Source organism: Streptomyces sp. NPDC002181 (genome assembly GCF_042890485.1).
GTDB lineage: Bacteria > Actinomycetota > Actinomycetes > Streptomycetales > Streptomycetaceae > Streptomyces.
The window spans coordinates 80,606-97,033 of record NZ_JBIASC010000003.1; the positions used below are offsets into that span (position 1 = coordinate 80,606).

A 16,428-nucleotide genomic window follows, 5' to 3' on the forward strand; every position below is an offset into this window, starting at 1 on the left:
CCCGCAGGGACCTGATCCGGCCCGCAGGGACCCGATCCGGCCCGGCCGGTGCCCGATCCGGCCCGCGGGACCCGGCCCGGGCTCAGGCGCCCGCGCGCGTGTCGGCCGCGGCCAGCAGACCCCGCCAGTCCGGGATCTTCACCGAGCGCCGGCCCAGCGAGCGCCCGAGATCGGCCTCCGCCGTCTCGATCGCCAGCCAGCCCGGCCACTCCACCGGATGCAGACCCGCCGCCCGCAGCGCGTCCAGCGGGTCCCCCGGCAGCTCCCGCCGCGCCAGCGCCGCGGCGTCCTGGAGCAGCGAGGACGCCGTCTCCTTGGCGCAGGGCCGGTTGGTGCCGATCACCCCGGTCGGGCCGCGCTTGATCCACCCCGCCACGTACTCGCCGACCGAGGCCCGGCCCTCGCGCAGCACCCGGCCCGCGGCGTGCGGGACGGTGGCCCTCGCCGGGTCGAACGGCAGCCCGGGCAGCGGAACGCCCTGGTACCCCACCGAGCGCAGCACCAGCTGCGCCTCGACGTCCTCGTACGCGCCGGTCCCAGTGACCCCGCCCCGGCCGTCCGGGGCGGTCCGCTCGAAGCGCACCCCGGCGACCCGGCCTCCGGGTCCGGCGAGCACCTCCACCGGCCGAAGGTAGAACCGCAGGCCGATCCGGCGCCGTGCGTCGCCCGGCTCCTGCCCGGCCCAGCCGCGCAGCACCTCCAGGTTGCGGCGGAACACCGCGGGCAGCGCGGCGGCCGCGTCCTGATCGGCGTACGCGGGGTCGAGCGCCAGCTCCGCGGGGTCCACGACGGCGGCCACGCCGGGCATCGTGCCCAGCTCCCGCAGCTCCTTGGTGGTGAACTTGCCCTGCGAGGGCCCGCGTCGGGCCACCATCGACACCGACTCCACCCCGCTGTCCGCGAGCGCGCCGAGGGCCGGCTGCGGCATGTCGGTAGGGGCCAGTTCCGGTTCGCCCCGGGCCAGCATCCGCGTCACGTCGACGGCGACGTTGCCCGCCCCGACGACCACCGCCGAGCGCACCCCGGACAGGTCGAAGGCCTCGGCCACGGCGTCCGGATGCCCGCTGTACCAGGCGACGAAGGCCGTCGCGGAATGCACCCCGGGCAGCTCCTCGCCGGGGATGCCGAGCAGCCGGTCGCGGGCGGCGCCCACGCAGTACACCACCGCGTGGTACAGCTCCAGCAGCCGTGCGGTGGACAGCTGCGGGCCGCCGACCTCCACATTGCCGAGGAAGCGGATCCGCTCGTCCTCCAGCACGGTGCGCAGGCTGCCCTGGAGCGATTTGATCTTCTCGTGGTCGGGGGCCACCCCGTAGCGCACCAGCCCGTACGGCGCGGGCAGCCGATCCAGCACGTCGACGCGGACGCCCGGCACCTCACGCTGCTGTACGAGGGTCTGGGCGGCGTAGACCCCGCTGGGGCCCGAACCGACGACGGCGACACGAAGCACGGCGGAGCTCCTCCCGCAGGTGCTCCCAGCATGCCACCGGGCCCGGCGGCCGTCAGCCCATCGCGCGCATCCGGTGGATCTCGGCGGTCTGGGTGGCCACCACCTCGTTGGCCATCTCCTCCACCGCGCCGTTGTTCCCGCCTGCCAGCGCCTCGCCCGCCATCTTCACGGCGCCCTCGTGGTGGGCGGTCATCAGGGCGAGGAAGAGCCTGTCGAAGTCGGGGCCCTTCGCCTCCGTCAGCTGTCGCAGCTGCTGCTCGGTCGCCATGCCGGGCATCGCGCCGTGGTCGTGGCCGGCCGCCGGGGCGCCGGAGGGCGCGGGGTGGCCGGCCAACCACTTCTCCATCGCGCCGATTTCGGGCTTCTGGGCGGCCGAGATCCGCTCGGCGAGCCGTTTGACCCCGTCCGCCGAGGCCCGCTCCGGGGCGAGCGCGCTCATGGTGAGGGCCTGCCGGTGGTGTTCCACCATGTGCTGTACGTAGGCCCGGTCGGCCGCGTTGGGGGAGTCGTCCGGCTGCCGCTTCGCGGCCTCCTCGGGGGAGAGGGTGCGGGCCTTCTCGCCCGGTCTGCCGGGGGCGATGACCGCCGCGCCGCCGTCCTGCGCCCGCTCGCCGCCGTCCCCGGCCCGGCAGCCGGTCAGGGCGAGCAGCATCCCGGCGGCCACGGCCGCCGCGGTCGTTCGATGGAGTGACCCTTTTGCCATGTCCATGAAGGGAACATACTGCGGGGGGCCCGGTTCCGTTCCCTGCACGGTCGGAATCGATCGGACTCCCATGGGAGGCACAGTGACCTCGAAGCACACCAGCAGAGTGCGGCACAGGAGTCTGGGGGCGGCCTTGGCCGCGGCCGGGCTGCTGACCACGCTGTTCGCGGCCGGCCCCGCGGCCGCCACCCCCGATCCCGGGGACTTATCCCCCGGAGTCTCCCGTCAGGACGGGGACCCGGCGGCGGCCGGCCGCACCCTCGCCCCCGGCGAGATCCCCGGCCAGGACGAGATCGTGCACAGCGCCAACGTCAAGCACCTGACCAACATCCCGAGCACCTATCCCGGTGTGATCAACACCGACCTGGCGTTCCAGGGCAAGTACGCCTACGCCGGCAACTACAACGGCTTCACTATCTACGACATCGGCAATCCGAAGGCCCCGAAGACCGTCAGCCAGGTGCTCTGCCCCGGCGGCCAGAACGACGTCTCCGTCCAGGGGGACCTGCTCTTCCTCTCCACCGACTCCTCGCGCAGCGACGACTCCTGCAACAGCGTCTCGCAGCCCGCGACGGAAAAGTCCTCGTGGGAGGGCATCAAGATCTTCGACATCAAGGACAAGAAGAACCCGAAGTACATCAAGTCGGTGGAGACCAACTGCGGTTCCCACACCCACACCCTGGTGCCGGGCGAGCGTGACATCTGCCTCTACGTGGCCTCGTACTCCCCGAACGAGGCGTTCCCGGACTGCCTGCCGCCGCACGACGGCATCTCCGTGATCAAGGTCCCGAAGAAGAACCCGACGCAGGCGGCGGTCGTCGCCTTCCCGGTCCTCTTCCCGGACGGCGGCAATCCCGGCGGGCCCGCCAACCCGGGCGTCAGCAAGACCACCGGGTGCCACGACATCACCGTGCTGCCGTCGAGGAAACTGGCGGCCGGCGCCTGCATGGGCGACGGCATCCTGTTCGACATCAGCAAGCCCGAGCAGCCGCGGGTCATCGACCGGGTGCAGGACAACGTGAACTTCGCGTTCTGGCACTCGGCGACCTTCAACGAGAAGGCCGACAAGGTGGTGTTCACCGACGAGCTGGGCGGAGGCGGCGGGGCCACCTGCAACGAGGCCACCGGACCGAACCGCGGGGCCGACGGCATCTACGACATCACCGGCCGGGGCGACCAGCGCAAGCTGGTCTTCCGCAGCTACTTCAAGATCCCGCGCCTCCAGGCCGACACCGAGAACTGCGTGGCCCACAACGGCTCGCTGATCCCGGTCGGCGGCGGCCGCGACATCATGGTCCAGTCCTGGTACCAGGGCGGCGTCTCGGTGTGGGACTTCACCGACTCCGCCCGGCCCAAGGAGATCGGCTACTTCGAGCGCGGCCCGCTCACCACGGACCAGCTCGGACTCGGCGGGTCCTGGTCGGCGTACTACTACAACGGACACGTCTACTCGAACGACATCGCCAAGGGCCTCGACGTGCTGCGCATCGACGACTGGCGCACCGAGAGCGCGAAGTGGGTGTGGATGGACCGGCTCAACGTCCAGACGCAGCCCGAGTACCACTGACCGGCTCAGCCCGAAGGGGGAAACGTCCCGCCGGGAGGTCCGCCGTCCGGCGGGAAGCCGAGCCCCCAGTCCAGCCCGTACCGCTGGAACAGCTCCGCCCGCAGCCGCGCAGGCGGCATCGGGGCCCCCGGCAGCAGGACCGCGACCACCGCGCCCATCAGCAGCGCCCGCAACAGCGGGTAGTCGGTGTCCACGTCCGCCGACCCGTACCGCGTGACCGTGTCCCGGAGCAGCTCCGCCAGCCGCTGCTGCTCCGGGCACTGCACGAAGCCCTCGGCCTGGAGGATGCCCGCCATGTGCGTCCGCATCAGCAGCGGTTCGTCCCGGGCGAGCCCGAGGACCGCGTCGATGGCGCGGGCGAGCCGCTCGCGGCCGTCGCCGGTGCGCGGCTCGCGCTCCAGCGCGGCCTCCAGCGTCAGGTGCATCAGCCGGTGCACCGCCGACTGGAGCAGCTGCCGTTTGCCCGGGAAGTAGTACGAAACCAGGCCGCGGGCGGTGCCCGCCCGATCGGCGATGTCGCCGAGGGTCGTCGCCTCGTACCCGCGTTCGCCGACGAGTTCGACCGTGGCCTGGAGCAGCCGCTCCCGGGAGCGTCTGCGCAATTCTTCATTGACCGATGCGCTGCGCGGGGACATGCTTACTCCTGCGTTGACTGGCTCCCAGCCAATATACTCAGCGCGCGGGGTCACCTGCTCTGGGTGACGCGGGGGATCACCCAGAGCAGGGACTTCCACACCTCGGGCGGACGACGGGTTTCGGCCTGTCCGCCCCGGAGGACGGGATCAGGGGGTTGCGCTCAGGCGAGCGCGCTCAGACCCGGTATCAGGGCCACCGCGAGCGGGACCACCGGGACCAGCGTGGCCAGTGCCGTCAGGCGCAGCCTGCGGCCCGCCGACAGCCGGGGCGCCGCCGACAGCAGCCGCCGCACCCGCTCCGACACGTGCGGCTGCGGGCTCGGGTAGGGGCCGAACACACCCCGGTCCTCGTTGAGCCCGACCAGCGCCAACGCGATCGTCAGCCGCCCGAACCGCCGCGAGGCCACGTCGTCGGCGGCCAGTTCGACGAGCCGGTGCATTTCCGCCTCGAACGCCGCGAACACCGGCACCTGCGGGAATCCCCCCGCCAGCGCCCGCGAGCAGTGCAGCAGCCAGTCGTGCCGGGCCTGCGCGTGCCCCTGCTCGTGCGCCAGGACGGCGTCCAGCTGGCTCCCCTTGAGCCGGCCGAGCGCGGCCGTCGTCACCACCAGCTGCGGGGCCGCGCCCGGCAGCCACCACGCGTCGGGCCGCGTCCCCTCCAGTACGACGACCCTCGCCCCGGCCGGATCCTCCCCGGGCATCAGCGGCGCCCGTACGAGCAGCTCGGCGCCCTGTGCCCGGCGCCGGGCACGCGCCCGCAGCACCTCCCGGGTCAGCCGCGCCCCGGTCCACAGCCCGCCCCCGGCCAGCGCCAGCGCGGTCCCCGCGGCCCACGGACCGCCGGTCGGGCCCAGCGCGTACGCGTCGACCACCCCGTGCGGAGCCGCGGCGAACAGCCGGCCCCGGACCGCCAGCCAGGCGGCGGCAGCGCTCAGCAGCATCGACAGGGCGAAGCACAGGAGCACCGCGCCCACCACGCACTGCCACACCCACAAGGCGACGACGGGCTCCCGCTCGGGCCATTCGGCCCGGGCCAGCAGACGGGGAGCGAGCACCGCGGTCAGGGCGCCGAGCAGCAGCAGTGCGGCGGGGACCATCATGTCCGCCAGCCTATGAGCGCGGGACTACCTGCGGGTACGGCCTTTGGTGATTGGTGACGCAGGACACGTTTGCCCGCACGGCCCCCGGACGTCACAGACTCAGCAACATCGCCAACATGCCCATGCCCATGGCGAGTCGGCACGCCCGCGTCAGCTCCGCGGGCACCGGGGGCGGGCCGCCCGAGGGCTGCCCGCCCCCGCCCGCCGTGACCAGCCGGGCCCCGCCGAGCAGCACGTACCCGGCGAAGTAGAGGAGCAGCGCCCCGGTGACGAGCGGCGGGCCCCCGCCGTGCCCGTGTCCGCCGGCCATGGTCAGCGCCATGTACGCCATGTACGCCATGGCCAGCGAGCCGACCAGGTGGTGCGCGTGGTGCACCCCGTCGCGCAGCAGCCACAGCGCGTGCAGCACCGCTCCGCCGAAGACCGCCAGCAGGATCCCGGGCCCCCACGGCCCGATGCCCGAGGGGACGGCCATCACCGCCATCCCGAAGCCCATCACCGCCTCGCCCGCCGCCCCGCCGCGTGCCTCCCGCTCCGATCTGCGCACCCTCCGCAGGCAGTACCCGCCGCTCACGGCGCAGAGCAGGACGAGCAGCCAGGCGGAGAGGGAAGCGGGCAGGGACATCGCGGGACCGTGCACGGCGGAACCCCCCGGTTCGTCGGCGTCACGGAAGAGATGCCCCGGCCCGGACACCCGCACGCCGCCCCGGGTTAGGCTCTCCTTGCCGCACCGGGCATGTCATATGCCGCTGAGCAGAACGGGAGCCTCCGATGTCGACCGCCCATTCCACCGCCCTCAACTTCCGCAGTGCCGTGGAGGCGGACGTACCGGAACTGGTGGCCCTCGTCGAGTCCGCCTACCGCGGCGACGCCAGCCGCGCCGGCTGGACCACCGAGGCGGACTACCTGGACGGCCAGCGCACCGACCCCGAGGGGGTCCGCGCGATCATCGGGGCGGCCGACGGCGTCCTGCTCGTCGTCGAGCGCGCCGGCGAGCTCGTCGCCTGCTGCCAGCTCGAACACCGCGGCGACCACGCCTACTTCGGGATGTTCGCGGTCCGCCCGGGCCTGCAGGGCGGCGGCCTCGGCAAGGAGATCCTCGCCGAGGCGGAGCGCCGCGCCCGCGAGGCGTGGGGCGCCAAGGAGATGCGGATGACGGTGGTGAACGTACGGGAGGAGCTCATCGCCTACTACGTGCGCCGCGGCTACCGGCGCACCGGCGAAATGAGCCCCTTCCCCTACGGCGACCAGCGCTTCGGTGTCCCGCTCCGCGAGGACCTGGCCTTCGAGCTGCTGGTCAAGTCGCTGTAGTACGGAGCGGGCGCCGCGGTCAGGCGATGAACCGGCCCGAGCTGCGGATCTCCGGGAACCCGGTGGCCGCGCCGTCCAGTTCGAGCGCCCGGGCCAGCCGCAGCTGCTGAAGGGTGTCGACCGTCCGCCCGATCACCCTCAGCCCGGCCCCGTGGAGCGACTCCACGGTGTCCAGGGTGAGCGCGCGGATGTCGAGGGCGACCGTGTGCGCGCCGCAGGCCAGGGCCCGGGCGACCACGTTCCCGGCCCCGTCGGCCAGGTCCGCGTGGAGCACCCTCCGTACGCCGGGCAGCAGCCGGGCCGTCCCGGCCAGCGCCGCGTCGTCGAAGGAGGCCACCTCCACCCGCGCGCTCAGGTCGCGGCGCAGGATCAGATCCGCCAGCGCCGCGGCGGTCGGCCCGTCCTGCACCGACACCTGGAGCGGGGTCCGGACCGCGTCCAGGACCTCCTCGAACACCGGCACGCGTTCACCCTGACCGGCGTCCAGCTCGCGCAGCGCGGCCAGGGTCAGGTCGGCCACGGCTCCGGAGCCGTCGGTGGTGCGGTCCACCTCGGCGTCGTGCAGGACGACGAGCACGCCGTCCTTGCTGAGCTGCAGATCCAGCGCGATGACGTCCATCCCCGAACGTTCCGCGCGGACGAAGGACCGCAGGGTGTTCTCCGGTTCGACACCCATGACCCCGCGGTGACCGATGATGAGGAAAGTCAAGGTTCTCTCGCTTCCGTCGACGGCGGCTCCCCGCGCGGTCGCGGTGTCCCTACCGGCCGCGCGCGGTGAGGTCGCATGCTAGTGCGCCGGGGATGCGATGGGACCGCTCGTGCAGCGCCCGGAACGCGCCCTTCGACCGGTTCCCGCCAGTGCTGTACGCCGTCGCGCGGGGCGTGGAGGCCTTGCCGCGTCACCCGGGCGTGGGCGCGTCCCCGCCGCCTTGACGAACCCCCGCCGGGGTCTGCGTACCGGCGGTGCCGAGCTCGGCGAGATCGGCCAGCAGGGCCTCGCCCAGCTCCAGTTCGGCCAGGTGCTGCCGCTCGCTCCAGCGCAGCGCGAGCGCCGGGAAGGCCCACTCCGGTACGTCGTCCGCCTGCGCCATGGCCTCGCGTACGGCGGCCAGTTCGCCCCGGGTGCGCTCCAGGTGCCCGTCGACCATCGCGCGCAACAGCTCGGGGTCGGCGAGGTGGCCGAGCCAGATCCGCAGCAGCAGCCCGTGCTTGAGCACCGGGGGGCCGGCCTCCGCGGTCTCCGAGGCCCAGCCGGCGAGGGCCGCCCGCCCGGCCCCGGTGATGGCGTAACGGCGCTTGGCCCGCGCCTCCTCCGGTCCCGAGCGCGCGGAGGCCGCGTACCCGAGTTCCTCCAGCCGGCGCAGTTCGGCGTAGATCTGGCTGATGGCCGGGGACCAGTAGAAGAAGCGCAGGGAGGAGTCCGCCCACTTCTTCAGCTCGTACCCGGTGCGCTCCCCGGGGAAGGACAGCAGCCCGAGTACGGCCCACGCGGTCGCCGGTAGGTCTTGCTTCTTCGACGTCTGACTACTAGTCATATTCCGAATTGAAGTAAGGCCGGGCACGGGACGCAACCCTGGAGGCATCGTGAAATTCTCCGTGATCTTCGAAGCTCAGCTCGCCGACCCGACCGTGGAGCGGGAACACCAGGTCATCCACGACTGCGTGGAGCAGGCCGTGCTCGCCGAGCAGATGGGATTCGACCGGATCTGGGCCGTCGAGCACCACTCGCTGAAGTGGTACGCGCACATGTCCGCGCCCGAGGTCTTCCTGACCTGGGTCGCGGCCCGGACGCACACCATACGCATCGGCCACGGCGTGGTCTGCATGCCCTTCAACTTCAACCACCCGGTCCGCGTCGCGGAGCGGGCCGCCATGCTCGACCTGCTCTCCGGCGGCCGCCTCGACCTCGGCGCCGGACGCGGCGGCACCGAACAGGAGACCTCCCTGTGCGGGGTCGACCGGGAGCGCACCGCGCAGGAGGTGGAGGAGGCGCTGCGGATCATCGGCAAGGCCTGGCAGGAGGAGGAGCTGGAGTACCACGGCGAGCTGATCGACATCGACCCGCACCCGATCCTGCCGCGGCCGCGCCAGACGCCGCATCCGCCGCTGTTCCTGGCGTGCAGCCGCGCCGAGACCCTCGTGCAGGCGGCCGAGCTGGGCGTCGGGGCCCTGGTGATGGGCTTCGCCGGGCCGGAGTCCATCACCGCGATGCGGGCCGTGTACGACGGGGCGGTGGCCGGCCGGGACGGCGCCCGCCTCGTCTCCACCGCGGTCAACGACCACTTCTCGGTGCTCTGCCCGACCATCGTGCTCGACGACCCGGACCGGGCGCGCCGGATCGGCATCCGCGGCCAGCGGTTCTTCGCCCAGTCCATCGGCCACTGGTACGGCGGGGCGGGCGTCCCGGACGAGGCCGTGGTCGCGGGCGCCGACGAGGCGGCGGAGATGCGCCGGGCGGCCGAGCAGGTGGTGGCCCGGCTGCACGAGCAGGCCATCCCGGTGCGGCCCACGTCCACGGCGACGTTCCATGCCGACCACGCGTACGGGAGCGCCGAGGACGCCATCGCGTACGTGCGGCGGCTCAAGGAGGCGGGGGCGGACGAGATCATGTGCCTGATCCAGATGGGCACGGTGCCGCAGGAGGCCTGCCTGGAGACCCTGAGGCAATGGGGCGAAAAGGTCATTCCGCACTTCCGTACCGCCTGAGTGACCGACGTCACCCGGTGACCCCGCAGGCGGACGCCCGAGGGGTCACCGGGGGCGGGCGGCGGTGTGCGAAAGGGGCGAAGCGCTCGCCCGCACGATGGACGGCGGGAAGAATTACGGTGTCCATGGGGGTCGCGCAGGACAATTTCCCGCACGGCCCCTTGAGCAGGACAGGCTCGCACCCATACGCTGTGTTGACGCGAGGTTCTCCTGTGGAGGAAGTGACATGACGGAAATTCTTGTGCCGGGTTCTGGCGGTGCGGTGATAGCCGCCGGTGCGCGGGTGGTCGACCACCCTGCGTGGCCCGAGCTCAAGGCCGCCGTGGAGGAGATCCGCCCCTGGCAGGCCAAGGACGGCTCCATCGACTTCGACGCCGCGGACGCCCCGGCACCGGCCGAGGTCGCCGCCGCCGTCGAGCGGGCGGTCGCCGCAGTGGAGACGCTGTCGCCGCTGCTGCCGCACGCCGCCGCGTATCACCGCGCGCTCGTCTCCGACCTGCGCAAGTGGGTCGCGGACGGCTTCAAGGTGCCGGACTTCCTCGACTCCCTGCTGGCCTTCCACCCGGCCGCCGAGCGCGCCGACGGGCTCCAGCACCTGGTCGTCTTCCCCATGTACACGCAGAACGGCAACCTCGACCGCAACTTCGAGGCCGTCGTCCTGAAGATGGTGTGGCCCGAGTGGCTCTCCGAGCTGGAGCGCACCCGGTACGACAACCCGCTCTTCCTCGGCATCACCTTCGAGGACTTCACCCCGGGCTACGACACGCACTCCGCCGTGCTCTTCCCGGAGACCATCGCCGTGCGCGAGGCCCCCGAGCGCTTCACCTGGGGCGGCATCTTCTGCGACCGCGAGGCGGCCCGCTACCGCAAGGTCACCGAGGCAGCCGTCGACATCCTGGGCATCGAGCTGCCCGAGGACATCGCCCGCATGGTCGAGGACCAGGAGCGCTGCGAGAAGGCCTTCGTCCTGTGGGACATGGTCCACGACCGCACCCACAGCCACGGCGACCTGCCGTTCGACCCCTTCATGATCAAGCAGCGCCAGCCGTTCTGGATGTACGGCCTCGAAGAGCTGCGCTGCGACCTCACCGCCTTCAAGGAGGCCGTGAAGCTGGAGTCCGAGGGCAACGAGCACGGCCGTGACGTGCAGTACGCCGTCCTCTTCGACCGGATGTTCCGCTTCCCGGTCTCGGGCGACCGCAACCGCAACTACGACGGCCTCGGCGGCCAGCTGCTCTTCGCGTACCTCCACAAGCACGACGTCGTGCGCTGGACGGACAACAAGCTGAAGATCGACTGGATGCGCGCCCCGCAGGTCACCAACGAGCTGTGCGCCGAGATCGAGGACCTCTACCGGGCCGGCATCGACCGCCCGAAGCTCGTCCACTGGTTCAAGGCGTACGAGCTCGTCTCCACCTACCTGGCTCCCCACCCGGGCTCCAAGTGGGCCAAGGGCCCCGACGCCCTCGACCTCACGCAGCCGCCGCGCAAGCTCGTCGACGACGTGCTTCCCGACGAGTTTCCGCTGAGCATGTTCTATGAGGCGCTCGCCAAGAAGCTCAAGGGAGTGATCGCCTCCACGAAGGGCATCACTGCGGTGAACGCGGATTCGGCCGAGCGGGTCGCCGCGTGAGCGCTCGCGCACAGGAGGCTGCACAGATGAACAGCGCTGGGAAGTCCGGGAACGGCAAGCTCCACGGTGCCGTGGTCGCGGTCGCCGGGGCCGGCGGCCCCGCCGGTCGCGCCGCCCTGCTCCGCCTCGCCGAGGCCGGTGCGGTCGTCGTCGCCGCCGACGCCGACCCGACGCGCCTCGCCGAGTCCGTGGACGCGGCCCGCTACGCCCACGGCGGCGCCACCGTCACCGGTGACACCGTGAACCTGCTCGACCTGGAGGCCACCAAGGCCTGGGCCGAGCGCACGGAGAAGGAGTTCGGCCGGATCGACGGGGTCGTCCACCTCGTCGGCGGCTGGCGTGGCAGCAAGACCTTCACCGATGTGGACCTCGCGGACTGGGACTTCCTGGAGAAGCTCCTGATCCGCACCGTCCAGCACACCTCGCTCGCCTTCCACGACGGGCTGCTGCGCAGTGACCGCGGCCGCTACGTCCTGGTCAGCCAGTCCGGCGCGCACAAGCCGGTCGCCAACAACGCCGCGTACAACGCGGGCAAGGCGGCGGCCGAGGCCTGGACGCTGGCCCTCGCCGACTCCTTCCGCAAGGCGGGGGGCGAGGACGGCCCGGGCGCCGCGGCTGCGATCCTGGTGATCAAGGCACTGGTGCACGACGCCATGCGCGCCGAGCGCCCCAATGCGAAGTTCGCGGGCTTCACCGACGTCAAGGAGCTGGCCGAGGCCATCGCCGGCGTCTGGGAGCGGCCCGCCATCGATGTGAACGGACAGCGTCTGTGGCTCACTCCGCAACCGTGAAGACCGATGCCCGCCGCCACCACGACCCGGCGGTGCGCGGATTCGCGAGCGACAACTACGCGGGGGTCCATCCGGAGATCCTGGAGGCCCTCGCCCTGGCCAACGGCGGCCACCAGGTCGCCTACGGCGAGGACGACTACACCGAGCACCTGCAGAAGATCATCCGCAGCCACTTCGGCCCGTACGCGGAGGCCTTCCCGGTCTTCAACGGCACCGGCGCGAACGTCACGGCCCTCCAAGCCCTGACGGACCGCTGGGGTGCGGTGATCTGCGCCGAGTCGGCGCACATCAACGTCGACGAGGGCGGCGCCCCGGAGCGGATGGCCGGGCTCAAGCTGCTCACCGTCCCCACCCCGGACGGCAAGCTCACCCCCGAGCTCATCGACCGGCAGGCCTGGGGCTGGGAGGACGAGCACCGGGCGATGCCGCAGGTCGTCTCGATCACCCAGAACACCGAGCTCGGCACGGTCTACACGCCGGACGAGATCCGGGCGATCTGCGAGCACGCGCACGGGCACGGCATGAAGGTCCACCTCGACGGGGCCCGGATAGCCAACGCCGCGGCCTCGCTCGACGTGCCGATGCGCACGTTCACCAACACGGTGGGCGTGGACGTGCTGTCCTACGGCGGCACCAAGAACGGCATGATGTTCGGCGAGGCCGTGGTGGTCGTCAACCCGGACGCGGTCCGGCAGATGAAGCACATCCGCAAGATGTCGATGCAGCTCGCGTCCAAGATGCGGTTCGTGTCGGTGCAGCTGGAGGCGCTGCTCGCCAAGGACCTGTGGCTGCGCAACGCGCAGCACTCGAACGCGATGGCGCAGCGGCTCGCGGCGGGCGTGCGCGAGACCGACGGTGTGGAGATCCTCTACCCGGTGCAGGCCAACGCGGTGTTCGCGAAGCTGCCGCAGGAGGTCACGCGCCGGCTCCAGCAGCGCTACCGCTTCTACTTCTGGGACGAGGCCGCCGGCCACGTCCGCTGGATGTGCGGCTTCGACACCCAGGAAGAGGACGTGGACGGCTTCCTTCAGGCGCTGAAGGAAGAGCTGTCCCGCTGAGGGTCTGAATAGATATACCCCCTACCGCAAATGTATTGATCTGCGGTCGGGGGTATGCCTATGCTCCGGGCCATGCAGCTGATCCCGCAAAGCCCTGATGTTCACGCCTATCTGGCGGCGGATGAGACCGTCGACCACGGCCACCCGCTGGTACGGGGGATCGCCGACACCCTCTGGGGTGCCACCGGTGATGCATATTCATACGCCGAATCCGCCTTCGAGTTCGTTCGCGACACCATCCCCCACTCCGCCGACTCCGGGGATCCGCGCGTCTCCTGGCGCGCCTCGGACGTGCTGCGCACCCGCAACGGCATCTGCTACGCGAAGTCCCATGCGCTGGTGGCCCTGTTGCGGGCCCGGGGCGTCCCGGCCGGCCTCTGCTACCAGCGGCTCACTGAGGACGACGGCTCGAACCCCGTCGTGCACGGGCTGATCGCGCTCCGGCTGCCGGGGGGTGCGGGCTGGGCCCGTCTGGACCCCCGGGGCAACAAGCCCGGCGTGGACGCGCGCTTCGCCCTGGATGCCGAGCGCCTCGCCTTCCCCGTACGCCCCGAGCTCGGCGAGGCGGACTACCCCGAGCTGTACGCCGCCCCGCACCCGGCCGCGCTGGCGGCCCTCCGGCGGTCCGCCGACCGGCAGGAGCTGTGGCGCAACCTCCCCACGGAGATAGGAAGGTTTCCTGTCGGATAACGTTGTCAACTTGGCATGCCCATGGGTACTTTCGGCGGCAGAGAATCCCGTTCCCCCCACCGCCGAACGGAAGTGCTCCATGCGCCACGGAGTTCCCGCGGGACTGGCCGCCCTCGTACTGGGCTTGGCCGCCGCCCTGACCCTCACCCCCACCGCCCAGGCCGGGCCCCCACCGGCTCCCGCCGCCGGCCGGCCCGCGGCCCCCGCGCTCCCTGCGGCCCCCGCGCAGTTCGCCCACCCCGGAGTCCTCGACAGCCGCGCCCAGCTGGACTTCGTCCGCACGAAGGTGCAGGCGGGGGAGGAGCCGTGGAAGGGGGCCTTCGACGCGATGCTTTCCAGCGGCTACGCCTCGCTGTCACGCACCCCGAAACCGCGCGCCGTCGTCGAGTGCGGCTCGTACTCGAACCCGGACATCGGCTGCGGCGACGAGCGCGAGGACGCCATCGCCGCCTACACCGACGCCCTCGCCTGGTACATCACCCGCGACGCCGAGTACGCCAGGAAGTCGATCGAGCTGATGGACGCCTGGTCCGCGAAGATCAAGGACCACACCAACTCCAACGCCCCGCTGCAGAGCGGCTGGGCGGGCTCCACCTGGCCGCGCGCCGCCGAGATCATCAAGCACACGTACACGGGCGGCTGGGCCGCTCAGGGGCGCTTCGCCACCATGCTGCGCGACGTCTACCTGCCCGAGGTCATCAACGGGAAGCCGAACAGCAACGGCAACTGGGAACTGATCATGATGGACGCCGCCGTCGGCATCTCGGTCCATCTCGACGACCGCGCGAGCTACGACAAGGCGATGGCGATCTACCTCGGCCGGGTCCCGGCGTACTTCTACCTGGCCTCCGACGGGGCGCAGCCGAAGTACCCGCCGCGCTCGACCATCGACACCAAGAGCGAGCTCGTCGACTACTGGCACGGCCAGAGCACCTTCGTGGACGGACTGGCCCAGGAGACCTGCCGGGACTTCGGCCACACCGGCATGGCGATCGCCGCGACCATGCACGTCGCCGAGACCTCGCGGATCCAGGGGCGCGACCTCTACCCGCAGTTCAAGGACCGGTTCCGGTACGCGCTCGGCTTCCACGCCCAGTACGAGCTCGGCGCGAAGGTGCCGTCCTGGCTGTGCGGCGGGAGCCTGGCGAAGGGCATCGGCCCGGCCACCGAGGTCGGCTACAACGCCCTGCACACCCGCCTGGGCGTCAGCATGGAGAACACCCGCAAGCTGACCGAGGGGCGGCGCCCGGCGGGCACCGAGAACCACTTCGAGGCGTGGGAGACACTGACCCACGCCGACAACCCCAACTGACGGCCGGTCGTACGTCAGTGCGGCCCCGCCGTGAACGGCGCGGCCGCACGATCACCCGGTCCGGTGGCGGCGGATCAGCCCGCTTCCTTGACCTGGGCGGCCGTCGGCGCGGTGCCGCCCAGGTGCGCCGGCAGCCACCAGGAGTCCTCGGGGCCCTTGGGCCTGGCCGGGTAGGCGCTCTGCGCGGCGTCCAGCAGCTCCTGGACCCGCTCGCGCAGGCGGCGGGTGATCGCCCCGGCGTACTGGTCGGCGGGCGCCTCGATGGGCTCGCCGACCCGCATCGTCACCGGGATGTGGCTGCGCTTGAGGTTCTTCGGACGGCCCTTGGTCCACAGCCGCTGGGTGCCCCACAGCGCCACCGGGATCAGCGGGACGCCGGCCTCCTGGGCCATGCGCGCGGCGCCCGACTTGAAGCTCTTGAGGGTGAACGACTGGGAGATCGTCGCCTCCGGGAACACGCCGATGATCTCGCCGGAGCGCAGCGAGTCCAGGGCGTGCTGGTAGGCCGTCTCACCCTGCTTGCGGTCCACCGGGATGTGCTTCATCGCGCGCATCAGCGGACCGGACACCTTGTGGCGGAAGACCGACTCCTTCGCCATGAAGCGGACCAGGCGCTTCTGCGGCCGCGCGGTCAGGCCGGCGAAGATGAAGTCGAGGTAGCCGATGTGGTTCGACACGAGGACCGCCCCGCCCTTGCGCGGGATGTTCTCCGTGCCCTTCATGTCGATGCGGATGTCCAGCGCCTTGAAGAGGGTGTGGGCGGCGCCGATCACCGGAGGGTAGACGAGCTCAGCCATGAGGGGGAGACCCCGCTTTCTGCCTGGGGAGGTGCTCCCGGCCGGAAGTTACGGCTGCGTAGGTACGCTGCCCTTGGGGATCGTGCCCCATACGCGGGCTGCTGGCCAGCCCAGACGACCGTGCCCGAGGAGATTCTCGTCACGCCGGGAATGCGGCGCGCGGCCGGGGCGCTCGGATCACCGTACGAACGCAATTCAATGATGCGGCAACCAGGTCCGCGGCGACGGGAGCAGGGGTGCACGGCGAAGAGGACGCGCAGGCCACGGGCCTGACGCGGCTGGGCGCGGCCGAGCTGGGCGCGGAGCCCGGGCGGCGGGCCAGCCTGGTGCAGTTCTCCAGCGCGTTCTGCCAGCCCTGCCGGGCCACCCGGCGGATCCTCGCCGACGTGGCCGGCCTGGTGGAGGGCGTCGAGCACATCGAGATCGACGCTGAAGCCCGCCTTGAGCTCGTGCGCGCCCTGGGCATCGAGAAGACGCCGACCGTGCTCGTCCTCGACGCGCGGGGGCGGATCGTGCGGCGCGCGGCCGGGATGCCGCGCAAGGCGGACGTGATCGCCGCGCTGGGCGCCGCGATGTGACGGGTGCCAGGACGGGTGCCAGGACGGGTGCCAGGACGGGTGCGACGGCCCGCCGTGCGGCCGGTGCGACGGCCGGCGCGCCGGTGCACGCGCCCGC

17 protein-coding genes are annotated in these 16,428 nt (G+C 72.0%); 9 read left to right on the forward strand and 8 right to left on the reverse strand.

Going from position 1 to position 16,428, the window contains the following annotated elements:
* Window positions 1–82 precede the first annotated feature (82 nt).
* Window positions 83–1,450 carry an FAD-dependent oxidoreductase gene (locus ACFYXV_RS09755; protein ID WP_385473242.1) on the reverse strand — a complete coding sequence of 456 codons (1,368 nt, stop codon included), beginning with the start codon at window positions 1,448–1,450 and terminating at the stop codon, window positions 83–85.
* 52 nt (window positions 1,451–1,502) lie between these two features.
* Window positions 1,503–2,159: a DUF305 domain-containing protein gene (locus ACFYXV_RS09760; protein ID WP_389382520.1), complete on the reverse strand. Its 657-nt coding sequence runs from the start codon at window positions 2,157–2,159 to the stop codon at window positions 1,503–1,505.
* Window positions 2,160–2,235: 76 nt separating this feature from the next.
* Between ACFYXV_RS09760 and ACFYXV_RS09765 the strand changes: the two genes are divergently transcribed.
* Window positions 2,236–3,720, forward strand: coding sequence for an LVIVD repeat-containing protein (locus ACFYXV_RS09765; protein ID WP_389382521.1), 1,485 nt, complete (start codon window positions 2,236–2,238; stop codon window positions 3,718–3,720).
* A gap of 5 nt (window positions 3,721–3,725) precedes the next feature.
* Here ACFYXV_RS09765 and ACFYXV_RS09770 read toward each other — a convergent pair whose 3' ends face one another.
* From ACFYXV_RS09770 to ACFYXV_RS09780, 3 genes are all read right to left on the reverse strand, one after another.
* Complete coding sequence (locus ACFYXV_RS09770) at window positions 3,726–4,355, reverse strand: TetR/AcrR family transcriptional regulator (protein ID WP_385473233.1); 630 nt, start codon at window positions 4,353–4,355, stop codon at window positions 3,726–3,728.
* Between the two features lie 161 nt (window positions 4,356–4,516).
* The gene (locus ACFYXV_RS09775; protein WP_389382522.1) at window positions 4,517–5,455 is read right to left on the reverse strand and encodes a M56 family metallopeptidase; all 939 of its coding nucleotides are present in this window, start codon (window positions 5,453–5,455) and stop codon (window positions 4,517–4,519) included.
* A 91-nt stretch (window positions 5,456–5,546) separates the two neighbouring features.
* Window positions 5,547–6,080, reverse strand: a complete 534-nt coding sequence (locus tag ACFYXV_RS09780; RefSeq protein ID WP_389382523.1) for a DUF5134 domain-containing protein — start codon at window positions 6,078–6,080, stop codon at window positions 5,547–5,549.
* 146 nt (window positions 6,081–6,226) lie between these two features.
* On the opposite strand from ACFYXV_RS09780, the gene ACFYXV_RS09785 reads away from it, so the two are divergent.
* Window positions 6,227–6,766, forward strand: coding sequence for a GNAT family N-acetyltransferase (locus tag ACFYXV_RS09785; RefSeq protein ID WP_385473224.1), 540 nt, complete (start codon window positions 6,227–6,229; stop codon window positions 6,764–6,766).
* 19 nt (window positions 6,767–6,785) lie between these two features.
* Here ACFYXV_RS09785 and ACFYXV_RS09790 read toward each other — a convergent pair whose 3' ends face one another.
* Window positions 6,786–7,475 carry a glycerophosphodiester phosphodiesterase gene (locus ACFYXV_RS09790; RefSeq protein ID WP_385473221.1) on the reverse strand — a complete coding sequence of 230 codons (690 nt, stop codon included), beginning with the start codon at window positions 7,473–7,475 and terminating at the stop codon, window positions 6,786–6,788.
* A 190-nt stretch (window positions 7,476–7,665) separates the two neighbouring features.
* Complete coding sequence (locus ACFYXV_RS09795) at window positions 7,666–8,301, reverse strand: helix-turn-helix transcriptional regulator (RefSeq protein ID WP_389382524.1); 636 nt, start codon at window positions 8,299–8,301, stop codon at window positions 7,666–7,668.
* A gap of 49 nt (window positions 8,302–8,350) precedes the next feature.
* On the opposite strand from ACFYXV_RS09795, the gene ACFYXV_RS09800 reads away from it, so the two are divergent.
* The 6 genes from ACFYXV_RS09800 to ACFYXV_RS09825 all read left to right on the forward strand — a co-directional run bounded on the left by ACFYXV_RS09800 (window position 8,351) and on the right by ACFYXV_RS09825 (window position 14,956).
* Window positions 8,351–9,472: an LLM class flavin-dependent oxidoreductase gene (locus ACFYXV_RS09800; RefSeq protein ID WP_389382525.1), complete on the forward strand. Its 1,122-nt coding sequence runs from the start codon at window positions 8,351–8,353 to the stop codon at window positions 9,470–9,472.
* Window positions 9,473–9,698: 226 nt separating this feature from the next.
* On the forward strand, window positions 9,699–11,105 hold the full coding sequence (locus ACFYXV_RS09805) for a DUF6421 family protein (protein WP_385473212.1): 1,407 nt from the start codon (window positions 9,699–9,701) through the stop codon (window positions 11,103–11,105).
* 26 nt (window positions 11,106–11,131) lie between these two features.
* The gene (locus ACFYXV_RS09810; RefSeq protein WP_383339141.1) at window positions 11,132–11,896 is read left to right on the forward strand and encodes an SDR family NAD(P)-dependent oxidoreductase; all 765 of its coding nucleotides are present in this window, start codon (window positions 11,132–11,134) and stop codon (window positions 11,894–11,896) included.
* Complete coding sequence (locus ACFYXV_RS09815; RefSeq protein ID WP_383339138.1) at window positions 11,893–12,954, forward strand: threonine aldolase family protein; 1,062 nt, start codon at window positions 11,893–11,895, stop codon at window positions 12,952–12,954. The genes ACFYXV_RS09810 and ACFYXV_RS09815 overlap by 4 nt, the downstream gene beginning before the upstream one ends.
* A 72-nt stretch (window positions 12,955–13,026) precedes the next feature.
* Window positions 13,027–13,644 (forward strand): transglutaminase family protein, encoded by a 618-nt coding sequence (locus ACFYXV_RS09820; RefSeq protein ID WP_389382526.1) that lies wholly within the window; start codon window positions 13,027–13,029, stop codon window positions 13,642–13,644.
* Window positions 13,645–13,723: 79 nt separating this feature from the next.
* Window positions 13,724–14,956 carry an alginate lyase family protein gene (locus ACFYXV_RS09825; RefSeq protein WP_389382527.1) on the forward strand — a complete coding sequence of 411 codons (1,233 nt, stop codon included), beginning with the start codon at window positions 13,724–13,726 and terminating at the stop codon, window positions 14,954–14,956.
* Between the two features lie 74 nt (window positions 14,957–15,030).
* Here the strand turns inward: ACFYXV_RS09825 and ACFYXV_RS09830 are convergent, their stop codons facing one another.
* On the reverse strand, window positions 15,031–15,753 hold the full coding sequence (locus ACFYXV_RS09830; RefSeq protein ID WP_383339129.1) for a lysophospholipid acyltransferase family protein: 723 nt from the start codon (window positions 15,751–15,753) through the stop codon (window positions 15,031–15,033).
* 236 nt (window positions 15,754–15,989) lie between these two features.
* Between ACFYXV_RS09830 and ACFYXV_RS09835 the strand changes: the two genes are divergently transcribed.
* Complete coding sequence (locus ACFYXV_RS09835) at window positions 15,990–16,331, forward strand: thioredoxin family protein (protein ID WP_385473205.1); 342 nt, start codon at window positions 15,990–15,992, stop codon at window positions 16,329–16,331.
* Window positions 16,332–16,428 lie beyond the last annotated feature (97 nt).

Coding starts and splice junctions, on each gene's coding strand:
- ACFYXV_RS09760 (WP_389382520.1), bottom strand. CDS start 2,159: ATGGACATGGCAAAAGGGTCACTCCATCGAACGACCGCGGCGGCCGTG.
- ACFYXV_RS09770 (WP_385473233.1), bottom strand. CDS start 4,355: ATGTCCCCGCGCAGCGCATCGGTCAATGAAGAATTGCGCAGACGCTCC.
- ACFYXV_RS09775 (WP_389382522.1), bottom strand. CDS start 5,455: ATGATGGTCCCCGCCGCACTGCTGCTGCTCGGCGCCCTGACCGCGGTG.
- ACFYXV_RS09780 (WP_389382523.1), bottom strand. CDS start 6,080: ATGTCCCTGCCCGCTTCCCTCTCCGCCTGGCTGCTCGTCCTGCTCTGC.
- ACFYXV_RS09785 (WP_385473224.1), top strand. CDS start 6,227: ATGTCGACCGCCCATTCCACCGCCCTCAACTTCCGCAGTGCCGTGGAG.
- ACFYXV_RS09795 (WP_389382524.1), bottom strand. CDS start 8,301: ATGACTAGTAGTCAGACGTCGAAGAAGCAAGACCTACCGGCGACCGCG.
- ACFYXV_RS09805 (WP_385473212.1), top strand. CDS start 9,699: ATGACGGAAATTCTTGTGCCGGGTTCTGGCGGTGCGGTGATAGCCGCC.
- ACFYXV_RS09810 (WP_383339141.1), top strand. CDS start 11,132: ATGAACAGCGCTGGGAAGTCCGGGAACGGCAAGCTCCACGGTGCCGTG.
- ACFYXV_RS09820 (WP_389382526.1), top strand. CDS start 13,027: ATGCAGCTGATCCCGCAAAGCCCTGATGTTCACGCCTATCTGGCGGCG.
- ACFYXV_RS09825 (WP_389382527.1), top strand. CDS start 13,724: ATGCGCCACGGAGTTCCCGCGGGACTGGCCGCCCTCGTACTGGGCTTG.
- ACFYXV_RS09830 (WP_383339129.1), bottom strand. CDS start 15,753: ATGGCTGAGCTCGTCTACCCTCCGGTGATCGGCGCCGCCCACACCCTC.